We start from the raw sequence: 22,836 nt of genomic DNA, 5'->3' as shown, positions 1-22,836 counted from the left end.
GCCACCGTCATCACCGACGCCCTCGCGGACGCCGGGCTGTCCTCCGCCGACATCGGCTACGTCGAAGCCCACGGCACCGCCACCGCCATGGGCGATCCCATCGAGGTCCAGGCCCTGCAGGAGGTCTTCTCCGCCGACCGCGACGAGCCCTGCGCGGTCGGCTCGGTGAAGTCCAACATCGGCCACGTCGACGTGGCCGCGGGCCTGGCAGGGCTGGTCAAGGCGGCACTGTGCGTCTACCACGGCGAACTGGTACCCACGGTCAACTTCCAGCGGGTCAACCCCGAACTGGGGCTGGATCCGGCGGTCTTGCGGATCAGCGACGACACACGGGCCTGGCCGGGCGTCCGGCGCGCCGGAGTGTCCTCGTTCGGCATCGGAGGCACCAACGCCCACCTGGTGCTGGAACAGGCACCCCAGCCGGCCGCGCCACCTGCCCGGACACGGGCCGCAGCGCCGGTGGTCGTCTCCGGACGCACCCCCCAGGCACTCCGGGACCAGGCCCGGCAGTGGGCCCACTGGCTCACCGAACACCCCGACACCACCCTCACCGACCTCGCCTGGACCACCACCCGGCACCGCCGGCACTTCGCCGAACGCGCATCGGTGGCCGGACCTGATCTGTCCACGGTCATCGAAGGACTGACCGCCATCGCCCGTGACCAGCCGCACGCGTCGGTCACGCTCGCCACCGCACGTCCGGGCAAGGTCGTGTTCGTCTTCCCCGGCCAGGGTTCGCAGTGGCCGGGCATGGCGCAGCGGCTGCTCACCGAAAGCCCGGCCTTCGCCGACACGGTCGCCCGCTGTGACGAGGCACTGCGCCCCTGGACCGGCTGGTCGGTCCTCGAACTGCTCCAGGATGAGGACCGCATCGCGTGGGACCGTCTGGACGTCGCCCAGCCGGTGTTGTTCACCATGTACCTCGGCCTGGCGGCGGCCATGCGGGATCTGGGCCTGGAAGCACAGGCCGTCGTCGGACACAGCCAGGGCGAGATACCCGCAGCCGTGGTCGCCGGCGCCCTGACCTTGGAGGAGGGCGCCCGGATCGTGGCCGAACGCAGCACGGCCCTCGCCGCGCTGCCCTCGGGCGGTGAGATGGCGACGGTGGAACTCCCGGTCGCCGATGTCGAGGCGGCACTGGCTCCCTACGGGAACGCCGTCTCGGTCGCCGTGGTGAACACACCCGGATCCACGGTCATCTCAGGAGACCGCGCGATCGTGGAAGAGCTGCTCTACCGGTGGGACGACCAGGACGTGTGGTGCGGCAAGCTGAACGCCGCCTGCGCATCCCACAGTTCGCACATGGACGCGCTGCTGCCCGGCCTCCGGGACCAGCTCGCCTCGCTGCGTCCCCGCCCGACCGGGATCCCGCTGTACTCCACGGTGCTGGGCCGGCGGGCCGCAGGTGAGGAACTGGACGCCGCTTACTGGTGCCGGAACCTGCGCGAACCCGTACGGCTCGACCTCGCCCAGCAAGAGCTGCTCGCCGACGGATACACGGTGTTCGTCGAGATCAGTCCGCATCCCGTGCTGGCAATGCCGCTGGCCGACGGCGGCGCGCACCGGGACGCGGTGGTCCTGGCGGCCATGGAACGGGACCAGGGCGGCCTGGACCGGCTCCAGCGCACACTGGGCGCCCTGCACGCGCACGGTGTCGGGATCGACTGGTCGGCGGCCGTCCCCGACGGTCGCCTGGTCGGCCTGCCCGGCTACGCGTTCCAGCGGCAGCGCCACTGGAAGGAACCCGCTCCCCGCAAGACGACCGACCAGCGTTTCTGGGACGCCGTCGGTGCGGGCGAGGCGGACGGGCTCGCCGAACTGCTCGGCGCGTCCGGGCAGCACAGGGACAGCGTCGTGGACCTGCTGCCGTTGCTCCGGCGCTGGCACGAGGCCCGCGACGACCACGCCGGGATCGCCGACTGGCTGTACGAGGAGACCTGGCAGGCCATCGAGCCCGACCCGGCACCGGCCGACGGGGTCTGGGCCGTCCTCGGAGACCCCGCGTCACCCGCCGCGGAGCTGGTGACGGCCCTGCGCGAGGCCGGAGCGGGCACTCACCGGGCCGGCACGGATCCGGGGGACCTGGCCTCCCTGCCGACGGAGATGCAAGGTGTGATCATCCTGACGCCACTGGACGAGGACGGCACACGGCAAGGCTTCCTCCGAACGCTGCGACTGCTGCAGGAACTCGGAACACGTCACCCGAGGACTCCGGTGTGGCTGGTCACCAGGGGCGCTGTCGGTGTGGACGAAGCCGACCCGGTCACGCGTCCCGAACAGGCTCTGATCAGCGGACTGGGCCGGGTCGCGGCACTGGAACGCCCCGAAGGCTGGGGCGGTACCGCGGACCTGCCCGAACAGCCGCACCCGGACTGGGCCGGGCAGCTCGTCCGCGCCGTTCTCGCCGGTGACGACGAGGACCAGATCGCCCTGCGCGCCGGCGGCCGGTACGTGCGAAGGCTGCGCCGCACCACGCCCGCACCGCGGTCGCCGTGGACGACCAGCGGCACCGCCCTGATCACCGGTGGCACGGGAGCCCTCGGCCGGCGACTCGCCCGCTGGCTGGTGGAACGCGGAACGCGGCGCGTCGTACTCGCCTCCCGTTCCGGTGAGGTCTCCGCACAGTGGCGCGAGGAACTCGCGGCGACCGGGGCGGAGATCGTGACGACGGCCTGCGACGTCGGCGACAGGAGGCAGGTCGCCGAACTGATCGACCGGATCGACGCCGACGGCCCGCCGCTGACGGTCGTCGCGCACCTCGCGGGCATCGCCGGGATGACACTCCTGGCCGAGCTCGACGGCGCCCAGGCCGCCGAGGAACTCTCCGCGAAGGTGTCCGGCGCCTGGCACCTGCACGAACTGCTCGGCGACCGGCCACTGGACGCGTTCCTGCTCTATGGCAGTGGCGCCGGTCTGTGGGGTGCGGGCGGCGGGACGACCTACGCGGCCGGCAACGCCGCGCTGGACGCCCTCGCCCGGCACCGGGTGGCGGGCGGCCGCACGGCCACCGTGGTGCACTGGGGTGGCTGGGCCGACGGAGGCATGGTGACGGCGGAGGTCGAGGAGCAGCTCCGGGCACGGGGTCTGCGGATGATGTCCCCGGACCTGGCACTGAGCGCACTGGACCTGGTCCTCGGAACGGACCGGGTGGCGCTGGGCGTGGCCGATGTCGACTGGTCACGCTTCACCCCCACGTTCTGCGTCGCCAGGCGGCGTCCGCTGCTGCTGGGGATTCCGGAGGCGCGCGCCGAGATGGCCGGCGAGCGCCGGGAGAGCGGACTCGAAGCGCGGCTGGCGGGCATGGGGCGGGACGCACAGCTCAGTACGGTGCTCGAACTGGTCCGCGTCGAGGCCGCGGCTGCCCTGGGGGTAGCGCAGATCCCCGCCGAACGGCCTCTGCAGCAGCTCGGGATGGACTCGCTGACGGCGGTCGGCCTGCGCGCCAGGCTCGCCCGGCGAAGCGGCCTGCCGCTCGCCACGGACGCGCTGTTCCGGTACGGCACGTGTGCGGGCATCGCGGAACACCTGGTCGACGAACTCACCGGGCGGCAGCCCGTCACCGAGGCCGTGCCCGACCAGTTGGTGCGGGTGCTCAAGCCGGCGCGACACCCCCGGGCACGGATCCTGTGCATGGCGGGAATGGGAGGCACGACCACCGCCCACGTCCCGCTCATCCCGCACCTTCCCGAGGACGTGGAACTGCTCGGCATCCGGATTCCCGGCCGTGAGGGACGCAGTGGGGAAGCACCGGTGACCGATGTGAACGTCCTCGTCGACCGGGTCGTGGCGGAGATGTCCGACCGTCTCGACGTGCCGACCGTCCTGTACGGCCACAGCCAGGGCGCATGCGGAGCATGGGAGATCGCCCACCGGCTGGGCAGCAGGGCGGGGGGACCGGAACTGTCCCTCGTCGTCGCCTGTGCGCTGCCGCCGTTCAGCGAGGCGCCGGAGGCGCTCAAGCGCTTCCAGGAGGTGTCGGTGAGGTGGGACACGGCGGAGCCGGGCACCCTGATCGAGTTCTTCCGGGGGGTGCTGCCCGACGAGATCCTCGCCAGCGACGAGGTCTTCGCCGCCTACGTGGAGAACCTGCGGAACGATTCCGCGATGTGGAGCCGGTACCAGCTCATGCTGGACGGTGACCGCAGGGGTCCGCTGGACATCCCGATCACGGCGGTGTCGGCCACGGCCGACCCGGTGCTGCCCGAGGGCACGATGAAGGGCTGGTCCGCACTGACCAGGGGCACGTTCGTGACCCGGAGCATCGAGGGCGCGCATTCGGCGCCGCTCGAGAACCCGGCGGCCATGGCCCAGCTGTTGGCCTCGGCCTTGCCCGCCGAGCTCACGCTCGACGCATGAGCGCCCGTGGCGTCCGTCGTCACCCGACGACGGACGCCACGTCCGCCTCCGCAGTCAGCTGCTGCGGGGCGGTGTGAGCTTGTCGAGGTCCAGGCTGATCTCGAAGGGCACTGGGCGCCGGAGCGTGCCCCGGAAGATCCCGGCGGGCGCGTAGGCGCCGGTGGGTTCGTCCAGCTCGTAGACGTGGACGACGGGCGCCCCGTCCTCGTCCTCGATGCACCAGTAGTGCCGGATGCCGGCCTCGGCGTACTTGCGGAGCTTCACCGTGCGATCGCGATGGGCGGACTCAGGGGAGACGACCTCGATGACGAGCTGGACGTCCTCCGGTGCGAACCAGGTGCGGTCGCCGTCGAAATCGGCCGTCATCACCAGCAGGTCCGGTTCGGGACGGTTGCGGGGGTCGAGCTTGATGGTCATCTCGCGGCCGACTCGGCTGTCGGCCGGCACCTGCTCCATGAGCGCGACGGTGAGCATGGTGACGAGGTGGCCGTGCCACCACCTCTGGGGCGAGATCATGAAGACGAGGGCTCCATCGATCAGCTCGGTGTGGCGGAGATCTCGGCGTCCGCGTGCGTGCCGAAGCGGGCCAGGGCGATCACCCAGCGCTCGACCACGTAGCGGTAGCCGATCTCCTCGGGTGCTGGAACGGCATGGGCTCACCTCTCCGGGTAGAGGTCGGTGCGGTCGATCCGGCGTCCACCCGCCAGAACTGGGAGTGGAGGAGCAGCTGGGAGTGGTCGGCCAGGTCGTCCATGATCGCCGTGAAGTGGGCTGAGGGCCGGCCGGGGCTGTCCGCTCCGGTATCGGTGCGGAGCTTCGCGGTCAGGGAGGGGACGACGGGGCTGCGGGCGCCGAGTTCCGTCAGGGCCCAGCGGAGGGCATCGGGCTCGGTCCAGTCCGGCGGAGTGGCCCGCTCCAGGCAGGCGCCGTAGGCGCGGCGCAGGGGCTCGACCGCGTCGTCGATCTCCAGCCCGGCCAGGGCGGTGGCCGTCCACGCGCGGACGGTCGGGTTATCGCTCTCCAGCAGCCCGATGAGGGCTGGGCGGCAGCGGGGGTCGCCCACCTCCTGGAAGACCTCGATGGCGGTCAGCCGGCCGAAGCCGCTGAGGGAGGGGAGTCCGTCGATGATGGTGGGGATGGCGTCGGAGCCGATCCGGAGCAGTTCCGCGAGGGCGTCGTAGGACGCGTCGGCCTTGCCGTCGAGCTGCTGGACGAGTCGCTCGATGCGGGAGGTCATGACGCCCGGTGGTCGCGGCGCGGGTCCGGCCGGTGCGCCACGGATTTCTCTGCCTCGGCGCCCCCGGCCGTCCGCAGGGTCAGCCGCCCGTGATCGGGCCGAGGTAGGTGCCGCCGGAGGCGTCGATGATCTGGCCGGTCACCCAGCGGCCCTGCGGACCCGCCAGGAAGCCCACCACGTCCGCGATGTCCTCCGGCTGCCCGATCCGTCCGAGCGCCGTGATCGACTCGAGTCCGGCCATCGCCTCGGGAACACCGGTCCACGCGGCGGTCATGTCGGTCAGTACCACCCCGGCTTCGACCGTGTTCACCGTGATCCCGCGCCGGCCCAGTTCGTTGGCGAGCGAGGGGCTCAGGGCGGCCAGTGCCGCCTTGGTGGCGGTGTAGCCGATCTGGAGGGGGTTCGCGATGCGGGTGGCCGCCGAGCCCATGTTGACGATCCGGCCGCCGTCCCGCAGCAGCGGCAGGGCCCGCTGGATCACGAAGATCGGCGTGCTCAGGTTGACCGTCACGAGCCGCTCGAACTCCTCCTCGGTGAGCTGCCCGATCGAACCGACCGAGTGGATGCCCGCGTTGTTCACCAGGATGTCCAGGCCGCCGTCCGCGCCGTGTTCCGCGAGCCCGGCCCCGAGCCCCTCGAACAACCGGCCCACCGCACCACTCTCGCCGAACCTGGCCGACACCGCGAACGCCCGGCCGCCGGCCTTGCCGATCGACGCCACGGTCTCCGCGGCGGCCTCGTCGTTGCCGCCGTAGTGGACCGCGACCAGCGCCCCCTCGGCGGCGAGCCGCAGGGCGACCGCACGCCCGATCCCCCGCGAACCGCCCGTGACCAGTGCGGACTTGCCGTCCAGTTCCCCCACGACCGCCTCTTTTATCGGAACACCCTCGTGATCGCACTGTACGGGGAGGCCCACAGCGGCACTAGAGGCCGCGGACCGAGGCGACGGTGAACGTCGTGGGGGTGCCGGTGCCCGGGGACATGGGGCCGCCCTTGTCGAACTGGGAGCGGACCACCAGGGTGCGGCCGCGGGTGTGGGCGAGGGTGGTGGGGATCTGCAGGGACGGGTCCGTGAGCGTGTGCAGCAGCCGGGCGCGGGTGCCGTCCGTGGTGAGCTGCCAGCGGGTCAGCGTGTTCGTCGTGTTGTGCGCCACGCGCAGGGTGCCGTCGGGGGAGAGGTCGAGGCCGTCCGCGGCCTTGAGGTCGGCGCCGGCGAGGTCGACGCGGCGGACGGCGCCGGTGCGCAGGTCCACGCGGTAGAGGTCGCCCCCGACCATGTCGACGGTGAGCAGGTAGCGGCCCGCCCGGTCCGAGACGATGCCGTTGAGGCTGAACCCGCCCGCGGGCCGCGGGCGCAGGGCCGGGGCGAGGTCGTAGGCCTCGGTGAGCGGGCCGCTGCCGGCGGCCAGCTGGGCGGGGGTCACCGCGTACACCGCTCCGCGGATGCTGTCCGTCAGGTAGGCGGTGCCGTCCGGGGTGATCGTCAGGTCGTTGACGAAGCGGGGCGCGTCGCCGGCCACCTCGAAGTGGGCCAGGCGGGTCCCGGTCGCGGTGTCGTACACGGCGACCCCGGCGGTGGAGTCCGTCACCCACAGGCGGCCCTGCGCGTCGACGCGCAGTCCGTTCGCCGTGCGGCGGCCGTCGGTGCCGGCGGGCAGGAAGACCTCGGCCTGAGACCGGCCGGGGCGGGCCCGGTAGACGGTGCCGTCCGCGTACGAGCCGACGTAGACGGTGCGCGTACGGGCATCCGTGGCGATGCCCTCCGGGTAGACCTTCGCGCCGGGTATGGAGAAGGCCGTGGATATGCGGGCGTCCGTCGCGGGGGACGCGGGCGCGGCCGCGCCCAGGGTGAGGGCTCCGGCCAGGGCGGTGGCCAGGGTGGTGGTCACGGTGGTGGTGGTCAGGGCGGTGGCCCGAAGCTTCATCAGGTGTCCTCTACTGGTCGGGTGTGGGCGAATGTATGTGAGAGCTCTAATGTCCGCAAGGGTCGGGCCGTAGGATGCGGTCATGACGTCCATGGCCCCCGCGGAGCGCATCGGCTCGCACATCAAGCGCGCTGAGCAGGCGCTTCTGGCAGCGAAGAACGCCGCGTGCAAGCCGGCCGCAGTAACGGTTCCGCAGTACGCCGCGCTGCTCTGGCTGGACGAGAAGCCCGGCATCTCCGCCGCCGCGCTCGCACGGCTGTGCGGGGTCACCCCGCCGACCATGAACACGGTGCTGAAGAACCTCCAGGAGCGCGGGTTCATCGAGCGGACCCCGCACGAGTGGCACCGCAACGTGCTGGAGACCCGCCTGACGGACGCGGGACGCGCGGCGCTCGAGCTGGCCGACTCCGGTGCGGTGCGCGTGGAGCGGGCGCTGGCCGCCGCGTTCACCGGGGAGGAGCGGGAGCAGCTCATCCGGCTGCTCGGCCGGTGTGCGGAGGTCCTCGACGGCCAGCGCTGAACGCCGCCCGTTTTGCGGCGGGATCGGCCGGGTTTCCCTGACGGGTTTTTGCTCGGATTTGGAACTGTGCTGGGATTTCGTGCATCAGGACTAACGGGTGCCCGAGCGTGCCCGGTCATGCCCAGCCGTGCCCGGCGCGCCCGGCGTGCCCGGTCATGCCCCCGCGCCCCGCGTGCCCAGCCGTTCTGCCCCCGGCCCTCGGGGGCAGTCAAGACCGTTCGGAGCGAAGTTCGTGGACCACGACCCGTACCAGCCGGAGCCCAAGCGCTCCCGCCGCCTCATATGGATCAGCGCGGTGGCCGCCCTCGCGCTCCTACTCGGCGGCGGCGGATTCGCCGCCTGGAAGCTCGACTGGTTCTCCGGCAACGGTGAGGCCGTGAGTTTCGGCAAGACCGGCAGCCAGCCCTCGGCCGCCGCGGACCCGCAGGCGGGCAAGTCCCCGTCCGGCAAGCCCTCGCCCACCGGCGACCCGGACGTGCTCATGCCGACGGGCCCGAAGGCCGACTTCAAGCAGACCACCAAGCTCGACGACGGCACCATCATCGCCAAGACCCGCCTCGCGGGCGCGAAGTCCGGCTTCGAGGGCGACGTATGGGTGTGGGCGCCCAAGGAGTACGACGACCCGAAGTACGCCAAGAGCGGGTTCCCGGTGCTCATCGCGCTCCCCGGCGGCAACGGCTTCCCCGCGAACTACTGGTCCGACCGCAGCCTCGGCCTGCAGAAGGCCATCAGCGAGGGCGTCCGGGCCGGCACCAGCCTCCCCTTCATCGTGATCATGCCGGTGCTCAACCCGGACAACAAGTACTACTACGACGGCGCCGACATTCCCGGCCAGCCCAAGATGGGCACCTGGATCGCCGAGGACGTCCCGGCCTTCACCAAGGCCAACTTCCGCACGTACAAGTCCCGCGACGGCTGGGCCTTCATGGGCTCCTCCTCGGGTGCCTTCGTCGGCATGAAGACCGTGCTGCAGCACCCGGACAAGTTCAAGGCCGTCATCGCCAGCGGCGGCGAGATCGTCCCCGACTCCCCGCTCTGGAAGGGCCACCAGGCGGAGATGGACGCGAACAACCCGGAGAAGCTCGCGCGCAAGCTGATCGACACCAACGGGCCCGAGGTCTACATCAACTTCCAGATCGGCACCAAGGAGAGCGGGAAGGAGCGGATGACGGCGTTCGTGCAGACGTACGGCAAGGGCCCCGTCAAGACGACCATCCGCGACATCCAGAACGGCGAGCACAACGGCTGGCACTACGTCCGGGGCATGAAGGAGGGCTCCCTGGAGTGGATCAGCAAGGTGCTCAAGGCCCCGAAGCCCGACGCGGCCTGACGGCATCCCCGCGGCACGTCACATCCGTCCCAGGCAACCCATCCCGTCGTTCATACCTCTGTAAGGGGTGTAAGGGGGACCGATCGGTCCGGCCCGCGCTCCCACGTGAGCGCCGGAGAAGGAACGGGACAAATCCGTGCAGCATGACCAGCAAGGCGACGGCAGCCCCACGACCGGGGGCGGCCGTCGTCCCAAGCGCCTGCGCCTGCTTCTGATCAGCGGTGGCCTCGCGCTCACCCTCGCCGCCGGGGGCGGCGCCGCGGCGTACAAGTACGGGCTCTTCTCGGACATAGGGGAGCCGGTCTCCTTCGGGAAGGTCGAGGCCAAGGAGACGGGCAAGGAGGCGGGCAAGGGGACGGGCAAGGACAAGGCCACCGCGGCCTCCGACACCCGTCCGGGCGTCCGCATGCCCACCGGCCCGAAGGCCGAGTTCATCCGCACCAACCGGCTGCCCGACGGCACCCAGATCGCCCGCACCACGCTCACCGGCCCGAAGTCCGGGTTCACGGGCGACGTGTGGGTGTGGGTGCCCAAGGAGTACGACGACCCGAAGTACGCCAAGAGCGCCTTCCCCGTCCTGATCTCCCTGCCCGGCGGCCGCGGCTACCCCACGAACTACTGGGGGACGGGCCCGGGCCTCGGCCTCCAGAAGGCCGTGAGCGACGGCGCGAAGGCCGGTACGAGCCTGCCCTTCATCCTGATCATGCCGGTGCACAACGCCGACACCAAGCACCACTTCGACGCCTCGGACATCCCCGGCCAGCCCAAGATGGGCACCTGGATGGTCGAAGACGTCCCGGATTTCACGAAGGCCAATTTCCGGACCTTCACCTCCCGTGACGGGTGGGCCTTCATGGGCTCCTCCGCGGGCGGATTCGGCGCCTTCAAGCACGTCCTGAAGTACCCCGACCGCTTCAAGGCGGCCATCGCCAGCGGGGTCGACATCGTCCCCGATTCCCCGCTGTGGAACGGGAACACGCAGGCCATGGACGAGAACAACCCCGAGAAGCTCGCCCAGAAGCTGATCGGCGCGGGCGGCCCCGACGTCTACATCAACTTCCAGATCGGCACCGCGGAGACCGGCCGCGAGAAGGCCGAGCAGTTCATGAAGGATTACGGCAAGGGTCCCGTGCACACCGCACTGCAGGTGATCCAGGATGGTGAGCACAACGGGAAGTCGTACGTACGCGGGATGCGGGAGGGCGCACTGGCGTGGATCAGCAAGGTGATGGCGGCGCCGACACCCGAGCCCGGCGTGCGGTGAGCCCGGTGGTGAAGGGCGCCTCGGCGGTCGCGGCCGTGGCGGCGGGGATCGCGGCGATGTGCGCCGTGGTGTTCCTGAAGTCGCCCGTCGAGCTGCCGGTGCAGCCCTTCCCCACCGTCGGCGTGCTCATGGCCAACGGCGAGCACTGGTGCACGGCGAGCGTGGTCGACAGCCCCCGCGGCAACGTCGTCGCGACCGCCGCGCACTGCGTGGCCCCGGCCGGCGAGGACGGGCAGCCGGGCGAGGTCGCCCACGACGGCCTGGCCATCGGCGAGCTCGCCTTCGCCCCCGCCTTCTCCGGCGAGGGCGACGGCAGCCGGCCCCTGGGCACGTGGAAGGTCCGCTCGATCCACGTCGACGACCGCTGGACGAAGTGGGGCGAGGACACCGCCGACTTCGCCTTCCTGACCATCGCGCCGGACGACGACGGGCGCAGCGTCCAGGAGGCCGTCGGCGGCAGCGCCGAGACCCCCAAACCCGACTGGACCTCGGGGTACGAGCGGGACGTGACCGTCATCGGATACCCGCAGTCCGAGCACAACCCGCAGAACAAGCCCGTCTCCTGCACGACGCAGACCCGCCACGACGATGACGACCCGGACATGCTGTACATCAGCTGCGCCGGGTTCTGGACGGGAACCAGCGGCAGTCCCTGGATCGCCGACCGGGGCGGACCGGAGCGTCCCGGCCGGCTGATCGGGGTGCTGAGCGGCGGGGACACGGACGTGGACTCCACGGCCGCCCTGTTCGACGAGCACGCGAAGGCGCTGTACGAGCGGGCCGCGCGCGGCTGAGAGGGGCCGGGCCGCCCGGGTGGGGCCGCTGCCCGCTACTTCCTGCGCTCCGTGCTGACGATCACGCCCACCGCCGCCACGACGATCGTGCCGCCGAGCACGATCGGCCAGGTCAGGGCCTCGCCCAGGATCAGCGCGCCGAGCGCCACGGCCACCACCGGATTGACGTACGCGTACGTGGACACCAGCGACAGCGGCGCCTTGCGCAGCAGCCAGGCGTACGCGGTGAACCCGACGAGCGAGCCGAAGACGATCAGGTAGCCGAGGGCCAGCCAGGAGGCGGTGGAATACGCCGCCGGGTCGAGGCCGCGGTGCTCGCCGCGCAGCAGGCCGACGACCACTCCGCCGAGCCCGCCCGCGAGCATCTGGTAGGCACTCCCGGTGAAAGGATTCTCCGGAAGGCTCAGCTTCGACCCGGAGAACGAGCCCAGCGACCACAGCACCGACGCGGCCACCACCAGCAGCACCCCCGACAGCTGCACCGCGCCGCTGAGCCCCGGGCTGGTCAGCACCGCGAGCCCGGCGAGGCCCACCAGCACTCCGGCCAGGGTCCGCAGCGGCGGCCGGTCCCCGCTGCCCGCGCGCAGCAGCACCACCCACATCGGCACGGCCGCCACCAGCAGGGCGGCGAGCCCGGAGGGCACCGTGGTCTCGGCGAGGACGACCAGGCCGTTGCCGCCGAGGATCAGCAGCAGGCCGACCAGCACGGCCGAACCGAGCTGCGCGCGGGTGGCCCGGAGCGCGGCCGGGCCGGACCGCCAGGCCACGGCGCCGGCCAGCAGCAGGCCGGCGGTGATGAAGCGGGCCCCGGCGGAGAGGAACGGCGGCATGGTCTCGACGACGATCCGGATCCCGAGGTAGGTCGAGCCCCAGACGACGTACACCAGGACGAGGGCCGTCCAGACCGCGCCGGTGGTCTTGCGGGGCGGTGCGGTCGTGGACCGGCTCTCCGCCGGGGACTTTGTGCGCATGACAGGGATCCTCTCAGTCGTGCAGCAGGCCGTTCAGCTCGCCGTACGGCAGGGAGTCCGCGAGGGATCCGTACGTGCCCCCGGACATCAGCTCCTCGGTGGCGCGGCGGACCACGGCGTACGCGGCCCCGGCCACCCAGGATCCGAGGCTGACCCGGGACACGCCGAGGGCGCCGAGCTCGGCGACGGAGGGGGCGCCGGGGCCGACGAGGATGTTGAGCGGGGCGTCGATGCCCTTGGCGAGCTCCGCGACGGTGGCGGGGTCGGTGACGCCGGGCACGAAGATGCCGGTCGCTCCGGCGCCGAGGTAGGCGGCGGCGCGGGCCAGGGTCTCGTCGAGGCGGGTGGCGGGGTCGCCGAGGCCCCGCAGGTACGTGTCGACGCGCGCGTTGACGTAGAGCGGGACCCCGGCGGAGTCGGCGGCGGAGCGGGCGGCGGCCAGGCGCTCGGCGTGCTCGGCGGGGGTGCGGGAGCCGTCCTCGATGTTGATGCCGACCGCGCCGGCGGCGAGCACCCCGGTGACGGTCCGCGCGACGGCGGCGGGGTCGGCGCCGAAGCCGCCCTCGATGTCGGCGGTGACCGGGACGGAGACGGCGCCGGCCACGCGGGCGATGAGGTCGAGCGCGCGGTCGCGGGCGAGGGCGTCGCCGTCGGGCGACCCCAGGGACCAGGCGACGCCGGCGCTGGTCGTCGCGACGGCCGGTGCGCCGGCCGCCTCGACGAGGCGGGCGGAGGCGACGTCCCAGGCGTTGGCGAGGGCCAGGGGCTGCGCCGGTGTGTGCAGGGCCGCGAAGGCCTTGGCGCGGGCTGCGAGGTCAAGGTTGCTGGTCATGGGGCCAGTTCAGCAGACCCTGCGGCCCCGGGCTCGCGGTTTTCCGACGTGTAGGGCGGGTGGCGCGCCGTTGCGGGGGCTCCGCCCGGCATCAGCCCACATGGGGCGGAGCCCCAGGAGGCGGCGCCGCAGGTTACTTCGGGCCCGCGCCGCACAAGGGCAGCACCGCCGTGCGGCCCTGCAAGGGGTCGTCCGGGGACAGCGGGCCGACCGCCGCCCAGCACGCCGCCGCCGTCGGCTCCACGGACAGGCCGCGGCGGGCCAGGTCGGCACGGGCCTCGCACAGGCGGTCGTCCGGAACCGTCAGGAACGTGCCGCCCGACCTGCGGACCGCCGCCAGGATCTGCCGGCCCCTCGGCGGCGAGGGGATCGCGATCCCCTCGGCCAGGGTCGGCAGCTGCGCGACCGGCTCCGCCTCCTGCGCCCCGGCGGCGAAGGCCGACGCCAGCGGAGCCACCGCCTCCGCCTGGACGGCGATCAGCGCCGGCGGACGCACTCCGCGCCGGGCCAGCTCCTCCACGGCCAGCGCGGCCCCCAGCAGCAGGGTGCCGTTGCCCACCGGGACCACCAGCGCGTCCGGCAGCCGGCCCGACATGGCCTCCCAGATCTCGTACACGTACGTCTTCGTGCCGTGCAGGAAGTACGGGTTGAAGACGTGGCTCGCGTAGAACACCCCCGGCTCGTCCGCCGCGGCCCGGGCCGCCTCCGCCGCCGCCTCGCGCCCGCCCGGCACCACCCGGACGGCCGCCCCGTGGGCCCGGATCCGGCCGGTCTTGCGCTCCGAGGTGCCCTCGGGCACGAAAACTTCACAACTCAGCCCGGCCCGTGCGCAGTACGCCGCCACCGCGGCCCCCGCGTTGCCGCTGCTGTCCGCCACCACCCTCCGCGGGGCGAGCCGCCGGGCCACCTCCGCGAGCATCACCGCGCCCCGGTCCTTGAACGACAGGGTCGGCATCAGGTAGTCGAGTTTGGCGTGAACCCGCTCCGCCAGCGGCACCATCGGAGTGTTGCCCTCCGCCAGCGACACGGAGAACGCCCCCGGCAGCGGCAGCGCGGCAGCGTACCGCCACAGCGAGTTCGGCCCGGCGGACGGTTCCAGGGAGCTGGCCGGATCCGGTGTGAAGTCGAGGTCCCAGGGGCCGGCGCAGACCGGGCAGCACCAGGGGGCGGTCCGGACGTCCGCGCGCGTACCGTCCTCGGGACAGAGGTATCCGGGGAGTGCGTGCGTCACGTGCGAGGCGCCTTTGCTCGATCATGGCGGGTGTGTGGCACGGATGTTACGCGTCGTTCCGGCCTCTTGTGGGAGCTGGTGAGGGTGCGTCAATCTTTCGGAGGCGGCAGCCCGTCGCACCGAATGAATTGTCATGGGCATGGCTATCCCACGTGCCCGTGCGCCGGAACGCACGGCTCCGCCTCACCCCCCGCAGCGCACCACTTATGAGGAGGACCCCTCACATGTCCGTGATGCGTCACACCCGCCGGAAGCTCGCCGGCATCAGTGCGACCGCCGTCGTGGCCCTCGCGCTCGGCACGGCCGCGGCGCTGCCCGCCTCGGCCGCCGACAACGGCCCGCAGGGCGTCATCGAGAACGCCGGCGTCGCCGGAGCCGTCCCCGGCAGCTACATCGTGACCCTGCACGACTCCGCAGCCCGCTCCACCGCGGACAGCGGCAAGGCCGTCGCCAAGCGGTACGGCGCGAAGATCGACCGCACCTACAGCGCCGCCCTCAACGGCTACTCCATCGAGGTCTCCGAGGCGCAGGCCAGGAAGCTGGCCGCCGACCCGGCGGTCAAGTCGGTCGTGCAGAACCGGGTCTTCACCGTCGACGCCACCCAGCCCAACCCGCCGTCCTGGGGTCTGGACCGCATCGACCAGCGGGCGCTCCCGCTGAACCAGAGCTACACCTACCCGGACAAGGCCGGTGAGGGTGTCACCGCCTACATCATCGACACCGGCGTCCGCAAGACGCACACGGACTTCGGCGGCCGGGCATCCGACGGCTACGACGCGATCGACAACGACAACACCGCCCAGGACGGCCACGGCCACGGCACGCACGTCGCCGGTACCGTCGGCGGCGGCGCGTACGGCGTGGCCAAGAAGGTCAAGATCGTCGGCGTCCGCGTGCTCAACAACCAGGGCTCGGGCACGACCGCCCAGGTCGTCGCCGGCATCGACTGGGTGACCCGGAACGCCGTCAAGCCGGCCGTGGCCAACATGTCGCTCGGCGGCGGCGCGGACTCCGCGCTCGACACCGCCGTACGCAACTCCATAGCCTCCGGCATCACCTACGCCGTCGCGGCGGGCAACGAGTCCACCGACGCCTCCACCAAGTCCCCGGCGCGCGTCGCCGAGGCCATCACGGTCGGCGCCACGACCAGCAGCGACGCGAAGGCCAGCTACTCCAACTACGGCTCCATCCTGGACATCTTCGCGCCGGGCTCCTCCATCACCTCCGCGTGGGCCACGGGCGACTCCGCCACCAACACCATCTCCGGCACCTCGATGGCCTCGCCGCACGTCGCGGGCGCCGCTGCCCTCTACCTGTCGCAGAACCCGGCCAGCACCCCGGTCCAGGTCCGCGACGGCCTGGTGAGCGCGTCGACCCCGAACGTGGTGACCAGCCCCGGCACCGGTTCCCCGAACCGCCTGCTGAACGTGGGCGCCGGCGGCACCGTCCCGCCCGGCCCGCGGTTCGAGAACACCGCCGACTACGCGATCAACGACAACTCGACCGTCGAATCGCCGGTCACCGTCAGCGGAGTCTCCGGCAACGCCCCGGCGACCCTGAGCGTGCCGGTCGACATCAAGCACACCTACATCGGTGACCTGAAGGTCGACCTCGTCGCCCCCGACGGCACCGTCTACACCCTGCACAACCGCGCGGGCGGCAGCGCCGACAACATCATCCAGACGTTCACGGTCAACGCCTCCTCCGAGGTGGCCAACGGCGTCTGGAAGCTCCGGGTGAACGACAACGCGAACATCGACACCGGGAAGATCGACTCCTGGGCGCTCCAGTTCTGAGACGCCGGGACCGGCGTACAGGGACTGAACGCACGCGCTGAGCCGCGATGAACAGGCGGGGGCGACCGATAGGGCGGTCGCCCCCGCTGCGTACTATTCGCGCATCCGTTCGCGCCCCCTGTGATGGAGTCCCCGCCCGTGAGCACCCCGCCGAGCCCTCCCCCCGGACCGGGCCACTCCTGGCCGCCGCCCTCCCCGCAGCCGGGATGGGGACCGCCCCCCGGCTACGGGCAGCCGCGTCCGGAGCAGGGGCTCAACGGCTTCGCGCTCGCCTCGCTGCTGGTCGGGCTGCTGTGCCTGCCGCCGCTGGGCATCGTCTTCGGCATCGTGGCCCTCGTACAGATCGCCAAGCAGCGGCAGCGGGGCAAGGCGCTCGCGATCGTGGGCCTGGCGGTGTCGGTGCTCATGACGGGCGTCATGGTGTTCACGGTGGACCGGGTCGCCGCGGCCGTCCGCGACCGGATGGACGCCATGGGCGAGTTCGCCGACGTCGAAGGTGATCTCAAGGACCTCGACGACCTCAGGGCGGGCGACTGCTTCAACGTCCCGGGCGGCGACCTGCTGGCCGACCGGCCCCTGACGTACACGATCGACTGCGCGCAGCCGCACCACGGAGAGGTGACCGCCTCCAAGCTGGTGGACCTGGAGGGCGCCCCGGAGTCGGCCGAGGCGGACCGGGTGTCCGAGGACGAGTGCTGGAGGGCGCAGGACGCGTACGCGATGGACACCTGGGCGCTGCCCGCCTACGCGGAGATGTTCTACTTCGCGCCCTCGCGCCAGTCCTGGCGCCAGGGGGACCGGCGGCTGGTGTGCGTGATCGGTACGACCGAGGAGGAGCGGCGGGGCAGCCTGCGCCAGGACGCCGGATCGCTCACGCCCGAGCAGGCGGCCTTCCTGCGGGTGGCCAACGAGGTCGAGTTCGTCCTCGGCAGGCCGCCGGAGGGGGAGCTGGAGGACACCCTCCCGGAGCACCAGGCGTGGGCGCGCACGGTGTACGCGGCGCTCGGCGACGAGGCGAAGGCCCTGGAGGCCGACAAGGCCCGGCCGGGGATGGAGAAGGCGGTCCAGGCGCAGCTTAAGGAGATCCAGGCGGCCCGCGCGGCCTGGCAGAAGACCTCCCAGGCCAAGACGGCGGCCGAGTTCGACCGGCAGTGGGAGCGCGCGCTGGGCGCGATGTCGGTGGAGACGGAGAAGGCGCTGCGCGGCGCGTACGGGCTTTCGACGGAGGTTCCGGAGTGGCTGACGGAGTCCCCGGCGGCCCCAGGGGGCGAGCCCGGCCGGGGTCCTTCGGCGCAGCCGGCCTGACGTCGTCCGCGTAACGCGCGGTAACGGGTTTGAGTGACCTGGCTTCATCACTTCGGGTGAAACTCTGGCCCTTGCTTGCGGTCTTCAACCGTCGGTTGCCAGGGTGTAGCTGTCTGTCAACCTGATGGGAGTGGCCAGTGACTTTCGGTGAGCAGCCGGCCTACCTGCGCGTGGCCGGGGATCTGCGGCGCAAGATCGTCGACGGTTCCCTGCCCCCGCACGCCCGGCTCCCCTCGCAGGCCCGCATCCGCGAGGAGTACGGGGTCTCCGACACCGTGGCGCTGGAGGCGCGCAAGGTCCTCATGGCGGAGGGACTGGTCGAGGGCCGTTCCGGATCGGGTACGTACGTACGGGAGCAGCCGGTACCGCGGCGGGTCGCCCGCTCCGGCTACCGCACGGGCGGCACCTCGACCCCCTTCCGGCAGGAACAGGCGGAGTCGGGCGCACGCGGCACCTGGGAGTCGAACAGCGAACAGACGGCCGCCCCGGCGGAGATCGCCAAGCGGCTCGGCATCGAGCCGGGCGAGCGGGTGATGCGCACGCGGTACGTGTTCCGCGACGCGGGCGAGGCGATGATGCTGTCGACCTCGTGGGAGCCGCTCGCCGTGACGGGCCGGACCCCGGTGATGCTGCCGGAGGAGGGCCCGCTGGGCGGCTCCGGGGTGGTCGACCGGATGGCCGCGATCGACGTCGTCGTGGACAACGTGGTCGAGGAGGTCGGCGCGAGACCGGGCCTGGCGGAGGAGATCTTCCTCCTCGGCGGAGTGCCGGGGCACGTGGTGCTCGTCATCGGCCGCACGTACTACGCCTCGGGCCGCGCGGTGGAAACGGCCGACGTGGTCGTCCCGGCGGACCGCTACCGCCTGTCGTACCACTTGCCGGTGCGCTGACGCGGCGGCCCGCTGCCGCTGCCGCCGTGGCCGTCGCCGCCGCGGCTCGAGACGGGGACCCCGTCCGGGACGACCCCCGGACGGGGCCGGATCCGGCCGACGTTGTCCGCCGGATCGACCGGCCCCCGGGCGGCGGCCGGCACGCAACCGCGCGGCCGTGCACCAGAGGTGACAGGGCATCACACCGCGGCGCCGTACGCCGGTCCTGAACCGGCGCGAACGGCGCACTCGTACGCATGGCCGAATGCGTACGCCGCGGGGTACCTCTTCGTGAAAAACCGTATCCGCTCCGTAAAGTCCGGGCGTAAGCTCGGGCATATGCGCAATGCGGTTTCCCGGGCAGGTACGTCGGCGGAGGGTGAAACGCGATGAACGACAGCGGTGCCCTGCTCCCGTGGCTGGTCATACGTCAGGACGACAACGGCAACCGCTACCGGGTGGGCCGGTACGCCACCCGGGCCGAGGCCCAGAAGGTCGCCGACAGCCTCGACGGCAGCGGCCACAAGCAGCTCTACTGGGTCGAGCGGATCGGCCAGACCGCCACGATGAACTGAGCATCCGGCCTTGGCATAGGCTCCGCCCATGACGGTACGAGTGGTCGTGGGCGGAGCCCTTTGTCATGAGGGCCGCCTGCTGGCCGCCCGTCGCAGCGCGCCCCCGGAGCTGGCCGGACGCTGGGAACTGCCGGGCGGCAAGGCCGAGCCGGGCGAGTCCGTCCCCGAGGCGCTGGTGCGCGAACTGCGCGAGGAGCTCGGCGTCGAGACCGAACCGCTGGAGCGGATCCCGGGGGAGTGGCCGCTGAAGCCCGGCCTCGTCCTGCACGTGTGGACCGCCCGCCTGCTCTCCGGCGAACCGGCACCGCTGGAGGACCACGACGAACTGCGCTGGCTGGCGCCGGAGGAGCTGGAGTCGGTGGACTGGCTCGACCAGGACCGGCCCGCGGTCGCCGAGGCCGGGCGCCGGCTGCGCGCCGGGCGGCGCCCGCAGCTGCACGACGGGGCGCCCGGGGGCGCGTGACGCGCCCCCTCTAGGCCGTCTGCGCCACAGTGCGCCGGTGCGTGAGGGATCGAGTGGTACGACGCCTCGAATATCGGGTATGTCGCTATTAGTCCCAATCTCGTCCCCCTTTCGTCCCCGACGAACCGGACTGGGGTCGCTGCCGGCCCGGGAAGTGATCGGCGTGATCGACACAGACGGTGAATGCGCCGAGTGGGCTTTCCCCGCCGAGCCCGGTGCCGTCCGAACCGCCCGCCACGCCGTCCGCGGCACCCTCCGGGCCTGGGGCCTCGATTCCGTCGGCGATGTGACCGTCCTGCTGGTCAGCGAGCTCGTCACCAACTCCCTGCGGTACGCGTCCGGCCCCATCGGGGTCCGCCTGGTACGGCGGAATCCGGCCGCCGAAAGCCCCCTCGGCGGCGCCGCGCTCCTCGTGGAAGTTTCCGATCCGCTTCCGGATCCGCCCCTCGAAAGGGTCGCCCGTCCCGACGACGAAGGCGGCCGGGGGCTGCATCTCGTCGCCGTCTCCTCGCAGCGCTGGGGGACCCGCCACGGGAAGTCGGGCAAGACTGTGTGGTTCGAGTTGGCTCTTCCTGGTGAGTAACAAGGTGACGGGTGGCCGACCATCACACGAGGTGGCTCGAAACTAACGGGACCTTTTTGTGATCGTGAACGCCGTGCCGTCCGGGGCCGTGGTGCTGAATACTGCGGTCATGGCCGGTCCGGTTGCGGTGAGCTGGAGGGGACGGTCGCGTGAGCGAGATACCTGCGCAGGCACATCAGACCAGGGTGCCTGGGGAGACATGGCACGACTCCTTGTGGCACAGCAGTCCGCCTGGCTCGATATATGACTACATAAAGGTCGCGTCTTTCTCGATCGGGCCCGACGGGCTCATCGACCAGTGGAGCCTGCGCGCCGAGGACCTCTTCGGACTGAGCGCCGCCCAAGCCGTGGGCCGCGATCCGGTCGACGCCTTCATGCCGCCCGAGCTGCGCGCGGGCGGGCACCGCCGGGTCGCCGAGATTCTCGACGGCAAGGAATGGACGGGCCTCGTCCCCTTCCGGATCCCCGGCGGCGACGGCGAGCACGGCGTGGCCGAGATCTATGTCATGCCGACGCAGACCGAAACCGCCGAGCGGGCCGCGCTGTGCGTCGTCGTCGACGTCCGCGCGCTGCGGCGGATCGAATCCGATCTCGCGGCGTCCCAGGCCATATTCGGCCAATCTCCCTTCGGCTTCCTGCTCTTCGGTACGGACCTCACCGTGCAGCGGGCCAACCGCCGCTTCGCCGCCGTCTTCGGCGGCGCCGCCGAAGAGCACCGGGGCCGGACCGTGCACGACTACCTGCCCCCGCACGAGGCCGACCGGATGGCCGAGGCCCTGCGCCGGGTCCTGGAGACCGGCGACTCGGTCACCGACCTCCGCATCACCGGAGCCGCCCCCGGCAGCCGCGACAACCGCCACTGGTCCATCAACCTCTACCGCGTCCACGGCGGTACCGGCCGGCCCATCGGCGTCGCCGGGATCGGCACCGACGTCACCCGCCGCCACCTCGCCGCCCGCGAAGCCGCCGGCGTACGGCGCAACCTCGCGCTGCTCAACGAGGCCGGACACCGCATCGGGAACTCCCTCGACCTGGAGACCACCGCCCGCGAACTCCTCGACGTCACCGTCCCGGGCTTCTGCGACCTGGCCGCCGTCGACCTCTACCAGGGCCTGCTCCTCGGCGACGACGACCGGCCCGCACGCCCCCAAGGGCCCGGCGTGCCCTCGCTGCCCCCCGGACTCGGCACCGGACGGGCCCCGTCCGCACCGCTGCGGCGGGTCGCCTTCGCCTCGGCCGTCTCGGACGCCCCGCTCTCGGGACCGGGCGCGCTGGTCTCCGTAGGAGAAGTGCACCGCTATCCGGCGGCCTCCCCCGGAGCCCTCGCGCTGCGCACCGCCCGGCCGCGGCTCATCGAGGGGGGCGGCGCCGACGACCTCGTACAGTCCACGCTCGTCGTGCCGATGGTCGCCCACGACACGGTGGTCGGCCTCGCGCAGTTCTCCCGTACCAAGGGCAGCGAACCCTTCGGCGAACGGGACCGGGCGGTCGCCGTGGAGCTGGCGGCACGGGCCGCCGTCTGCATCGACAACGCGCGGCTCTACCGGCGCGAGCACGAACGGGCGCTGATACTGCAGCGCAGCCTGCTGCCGCCCGGCGACCCCGAGGCGGCCGGCCTCGACATCGCCTGCCGCTACCTGCCGGGCAACGCCGCCACCGAGGTCGGCGGCGACTGGTTCGACGTCATCGAACTGCCCGGGCACCGCACGGCGCTGGTCGTCGGCGACGTAATGGGACGGGGGCTGCGCGCCGCCGTCGCCATGGGCGAACTGCGGACCGCCGTAAGGACCCTGGCGCTGCTCGACCTCGAACCGGCCGAGGTACTGACCGCGCTCGACGAGATCGCCCGGGGCCTGGGCGCGCCCGGCGGCTCCCAGCAGGCCTCCAGGGCGGCCCTGCACTCGCGGGACGCCGACCGCTCGGAGGTGTACCTCGCCACCTGCGTGTACGCCGTCTACGACCCGGTGACGCGGCGCTGCACGATCGCCAACGCGGGCCACATGCCGCCCGTCCTGGTCGAACCGCCGGACGAGGCCGGGCGGCCGCGGCCCGCGCTGCTGCTGGAGGTACCGCCCGGGATGCCGCTGGGCGTGGGCGGGGAGCCGTTCGAGGAGGTCGAGGTGGATCTGCCGGAGGGGGCGCTGCTGGCCCTGTACACCGACGGGCTGGTCGAGTCGCGGACCCATCCGCTGGAGGAGGGGCTGCGCGGCCTGCGGGAGGCCCTCGCGGACCCGGTCCGCCCCCTGGAGGACGTCTGCGACCACGTCCTGAACACCCTGGACACCCGGCACGGGGAGGACGACATCGCGCTGTTGATGGCCCGGGTGCAGGGTCTGCCGCAGGACGCGGTGGGGGACTGGCAGCTGCCGCGCGAGGCCCGCTCGGTGGGCCGGGCGCGGGAGCTGGCGCGGGCGAAGCTGCCGGCGTGGGGCCTGGAGGGCCTGCTGGACACCACCGAGCTGCTGGTCAGCGAGCTGGTCACCAATGCCCTGCGCTACGGGGAGGGCGAGATCCGGCTCCGCCTGCTGCTGGACCGGACCCTGGTGTGCGAGGTCTGGGACGCGAACCTGGTCCAGCCGCGGCGGCGTCGCGCCCGCGACACGGACGAGGGCGGGCGGGGCCTCCAGCTCGTCGGGCTCCTCTCCGCGGGCTGGGGCACCCGGCGCACCCACCGCGGCAAGACGGTCTGGTTCGAGCTCCCGCTCCCGGGCGCGGAGCCGGCGGCCGAACTGTCGGCGGAGCAACTCCTGAGCATGTACGGCTGAGCGCGCCTGCCGGGGGCGGT

19 protein-coding genes are annotated in these 22,836 nt (G+C 72.4%); 12 read left to right on the top strand and 7 right to left on the bottom strand.

The features are described 5' to 3' along the window. A partial coding sequence (locus ACZ6I1_RS30895; RefSeq protein WP_469292198.1) for an SDR family NAD(P)-dependent oxidoreductase occupies window positions 1-4,356 on the top strand: 4,356 nt, incomplete at its 5' end. Between the two features lie 54 nt (window positions 4,357-4,410). Here ACZ6I1_RS30895 and ACZ6I1_RS30890 read toward each other — a convergent pair. The 4 genes from ACZ6I1_RS30890 to ACZ6I1_RS30875 form a co-directional block, all read right to left on the bottom strand. After that, window positions 4,411-4,959: a Uma2 family endonuclease gene (locus tag ACZ6I1_RS30890; protein WP_469292201.1), complete on the bottom strand. Its 549-nt coding sequence runs from the start codon at window positions 4,957-4,959 to the stop codon at window positions 4,411-4,413. Beyond that, a complete protein-coding gene (locus ACZ6I1_RS30885; protein ID WP_469292197.1) occupies window positions 4,952-5,593 on the bottom strand; it encodes a HEAT repeat domain-containing protein in 642 nt (213 codons plus the stop codon). The genes ACZ6I1_RS30890 and ACZ6I1_RS30885 overlap by 8 nt, the downstream gene beginning before the upstream one ends. A gap of 79 nt (window positions 5,594-5,672) precedes the next feature. Next, complete coding sequence (locus tag ACZ6I1_RS30880) at window positions 5,673-6,455, bottom strand: SDR family oxidoreductase (protein ID WP_469292196.1); 783 nt, start codon at window positions 6,453-6,455, stop codon at window positions 5,673-5,675. A 61-nt stretch (window positions 6,456-6,516) separates the two neighbouring features. Then, window positions 6,517-7,518, bottom strand: coding sequence for an SMP-30/gluconolactonase/LRE family protein (locus ACZ6I1_RS30875; protein ID WP_469292195.1), 1,002 nt, complete (start codon window positions 7,516-7,518; stop codon window positions 6,517-6,519). Between the two features lie 82 nt (window positions 7,519-7,600). Here ACZ6I1_RS30875 and ACZ6I1_RS30870 point away from each other — a divergent pair, with 82 nt between their 5' ends. From ACZ6I1_RS30870 to ACZ6I1_RS30855, 4 genes are all read left to right on the top strand, one after another. Next, complete coding sequence (locus ACZ6I1_RS30870) at window positions 7,601-8,038, top strand: MarR family winged helix-turn-helix transcriptional regulator (protein ID WP_469292194.1); 438 nt, start codon at window positions 7,601-7,603, stop codon at window positions 8,036-8,038. 232 nt (window positions 8,039-8,270) lie between these two features. After that, on the top strand, window positions 8,271-9,368 hold the full coding sequence (locus ACZ6I1_RS30865; RefSeq protein WP_469292193.1) for an alpha/beta hydrolase: 1,098 nt from the start codon (window positions 8,271-8,273) through the stop codon (window positions 9,366-9,368). 136 nt (window positions 9,369-9,504) lie between these two features. Further along, window positions 9,505-10,632 carry an alpha/beta hydrolase gene (locus tag ACZ6I1_RS30860; protein ID WP_469292192.1) on the top strand — a complete coding sequence of 376 codons (1,128 nt, stop codon included), beginning with the start codon at window positions 9,505-9,507 and terminating at the stop codon, window positions 10,630-10,632. Further along, window positions 10,629-11,426, top strand: coding sequence for a trypsin-like serine peptidase (locus ACZ6I1_RS30855; RefSeq protein ID WP_469292191.1), 798 nt, complete (start codon window positions 10,629-10,631; stop codon window positions 11,424-11,426). The genes ACZ6I1_RS30860 and ACZ6I1_RS30855 overlap by 4 nt, the downstream gene beginning before the upstream one ends. 35 nt (window positions 11,427-11,461) lie before the next feature. On the opposite strand, the gene ACZ6I1_RS30850 is transcribed toward ACZ6I1_RS30855, so the two are convergent. The 3 genes from ACZ6I1_RS30850 to ACZ6I1_RS30840 form a co-directional block, all read right to left on the bottom strand. Further along, a complete protein-coding gene (locus ACZ6I1_RS30850; protein ID WP_469292190.1) occupies window positions 11,462-12,397 on the bottom strand; it encodes an EamA family transporter in 936 nt (311 codons plus the stop codon). A 13-nt stretch (window positions 12,398-12,410) separates the two neighbouring features. Next, complete coding sequence (locus ACZ6I1_RS30845) at window positions 12,411-13,229, bottom strand: isocitrate lyase/PEP mutase family protein (protein WP_469292189.1); 819 nt, start codon at window positions 13,227-13,229, stop codon at window positions 12,411-12,413. A 133-nt stretch (window positions 13,230-13,362) separates the two neighbouring features. Continuing rightward, the gene (locus ACZ6I1_RS30840; RefSeq protein ID WP_469292188.1) at window positions 13,363-14,460 is read right to left on the bottom strand and encodes a pyridoxal-phosphate dependent enzyme; all 1,098 of its coding nucleotides are present in this window, start codon (window positions 14,458-14,460) and stop codon (window positions 13,363-13,365) included. 224 nt (window positions 14,461-14,684) lie between these two features. Between ACZ6I1_RS30840 and ACZ6I1_RS30835 the strand changes: the two genes are divergently transcribed. The 7 genes from ACZ6I1_RS30835 (at window position 14,685) to ACZ6I1_RS30805 (ending at window position 22,816) form a co-directional block, all read left to right on the top strand. Beyond that, window positions 14,685-16,256, top strand: a complete 1,572-nt coding sequence (locus tag ACZ6I1_RS30835) for a S8 family peptidase (protein WP_469292187.1) — start codon at window positions 14,685-14,687, stop codon at window positions 16,254-16,256. A gap of 138 nt (window positions 16,257-16,394) precedes the next feature. Next, window positions 16,395-17,561 (top strand): DUF4190 domain-containing protein, encoded by a 1,167-nt coding sequence (locus tag ACZ6I1_RS30830; protein WP_469292186.1) that lies wholly within the window; start codon window positions 16,395-16,397, stop codon window positions 17,559-17,561. Window positions 17,562-17,698: 137 nt separating this feature from the next. Beyond that, a complete protein-coding gene (locus ACZ6I1_RS30825; protein WP_469292185.1) occupies window positions 17,699-18,451 on the top strand; it encodes a GntR family transcriptional regulator in 753 nt (250 codons plus the stop codon). A 368-nt stretch (window positions 18,452-18,819) separates the two neighbouring features. After that, entirely contained in the window at window positions 18,820-19,005 is a 186-nt protein-coding gene (locus ACZ6I1_RS30820) for an SPOR domain-containing protein (RefSeq protein WP_469292184.1), read from the top strand. 28 nt (window positions 19,006-19,033) lie between these two features. Further along, window positions 19,034-19,468 (top strand): (deoxy)nucleoside triphosphate pyrophosphohydrolase, encoded by a 435-nt coding sequence (locus tag ACZ6I1_RS30815; protein ID WP_469292183.1) that lies wholly within the window; start codon window positions 19,034-19,036, stop codon window positions 19,466-19,468. 154 nt (window positions 19,469-19,622) lie between these two features. Beyond that, complete coding sequence (locus ACZ6I1_RS30810; RefSeq protein ID WP_469292182.1) at window positions 19,623-20,051, top strand: ATP-binding protein; 429 nt, start codon at window positions 19,623-19,625, stop codon at window positions 20,049-20,051. Window positions 20,052-20,209: 158 nt separating this feature from the next. Beyond that, window positions 20,210-22,816: a SpoIIE family protein phosphatase gene (locus tag ACZ6I1_RS30805; protein WP_469292200.1), complete on the top strand. Its 2,607-nt coding sequence runs from the start codon at window positions 20,210-20,212 to the stop codon at window positions 22,814-22,816. Window positions 22,817-22,836: the final 20 nt, after the last annotated feature.

This window comes from Streptomyces sp. NPDC046303 (assembly GCF_055588085.1).
This window is presented reverse-complemented; position numbering and strand designations above follow the sequence as displayed.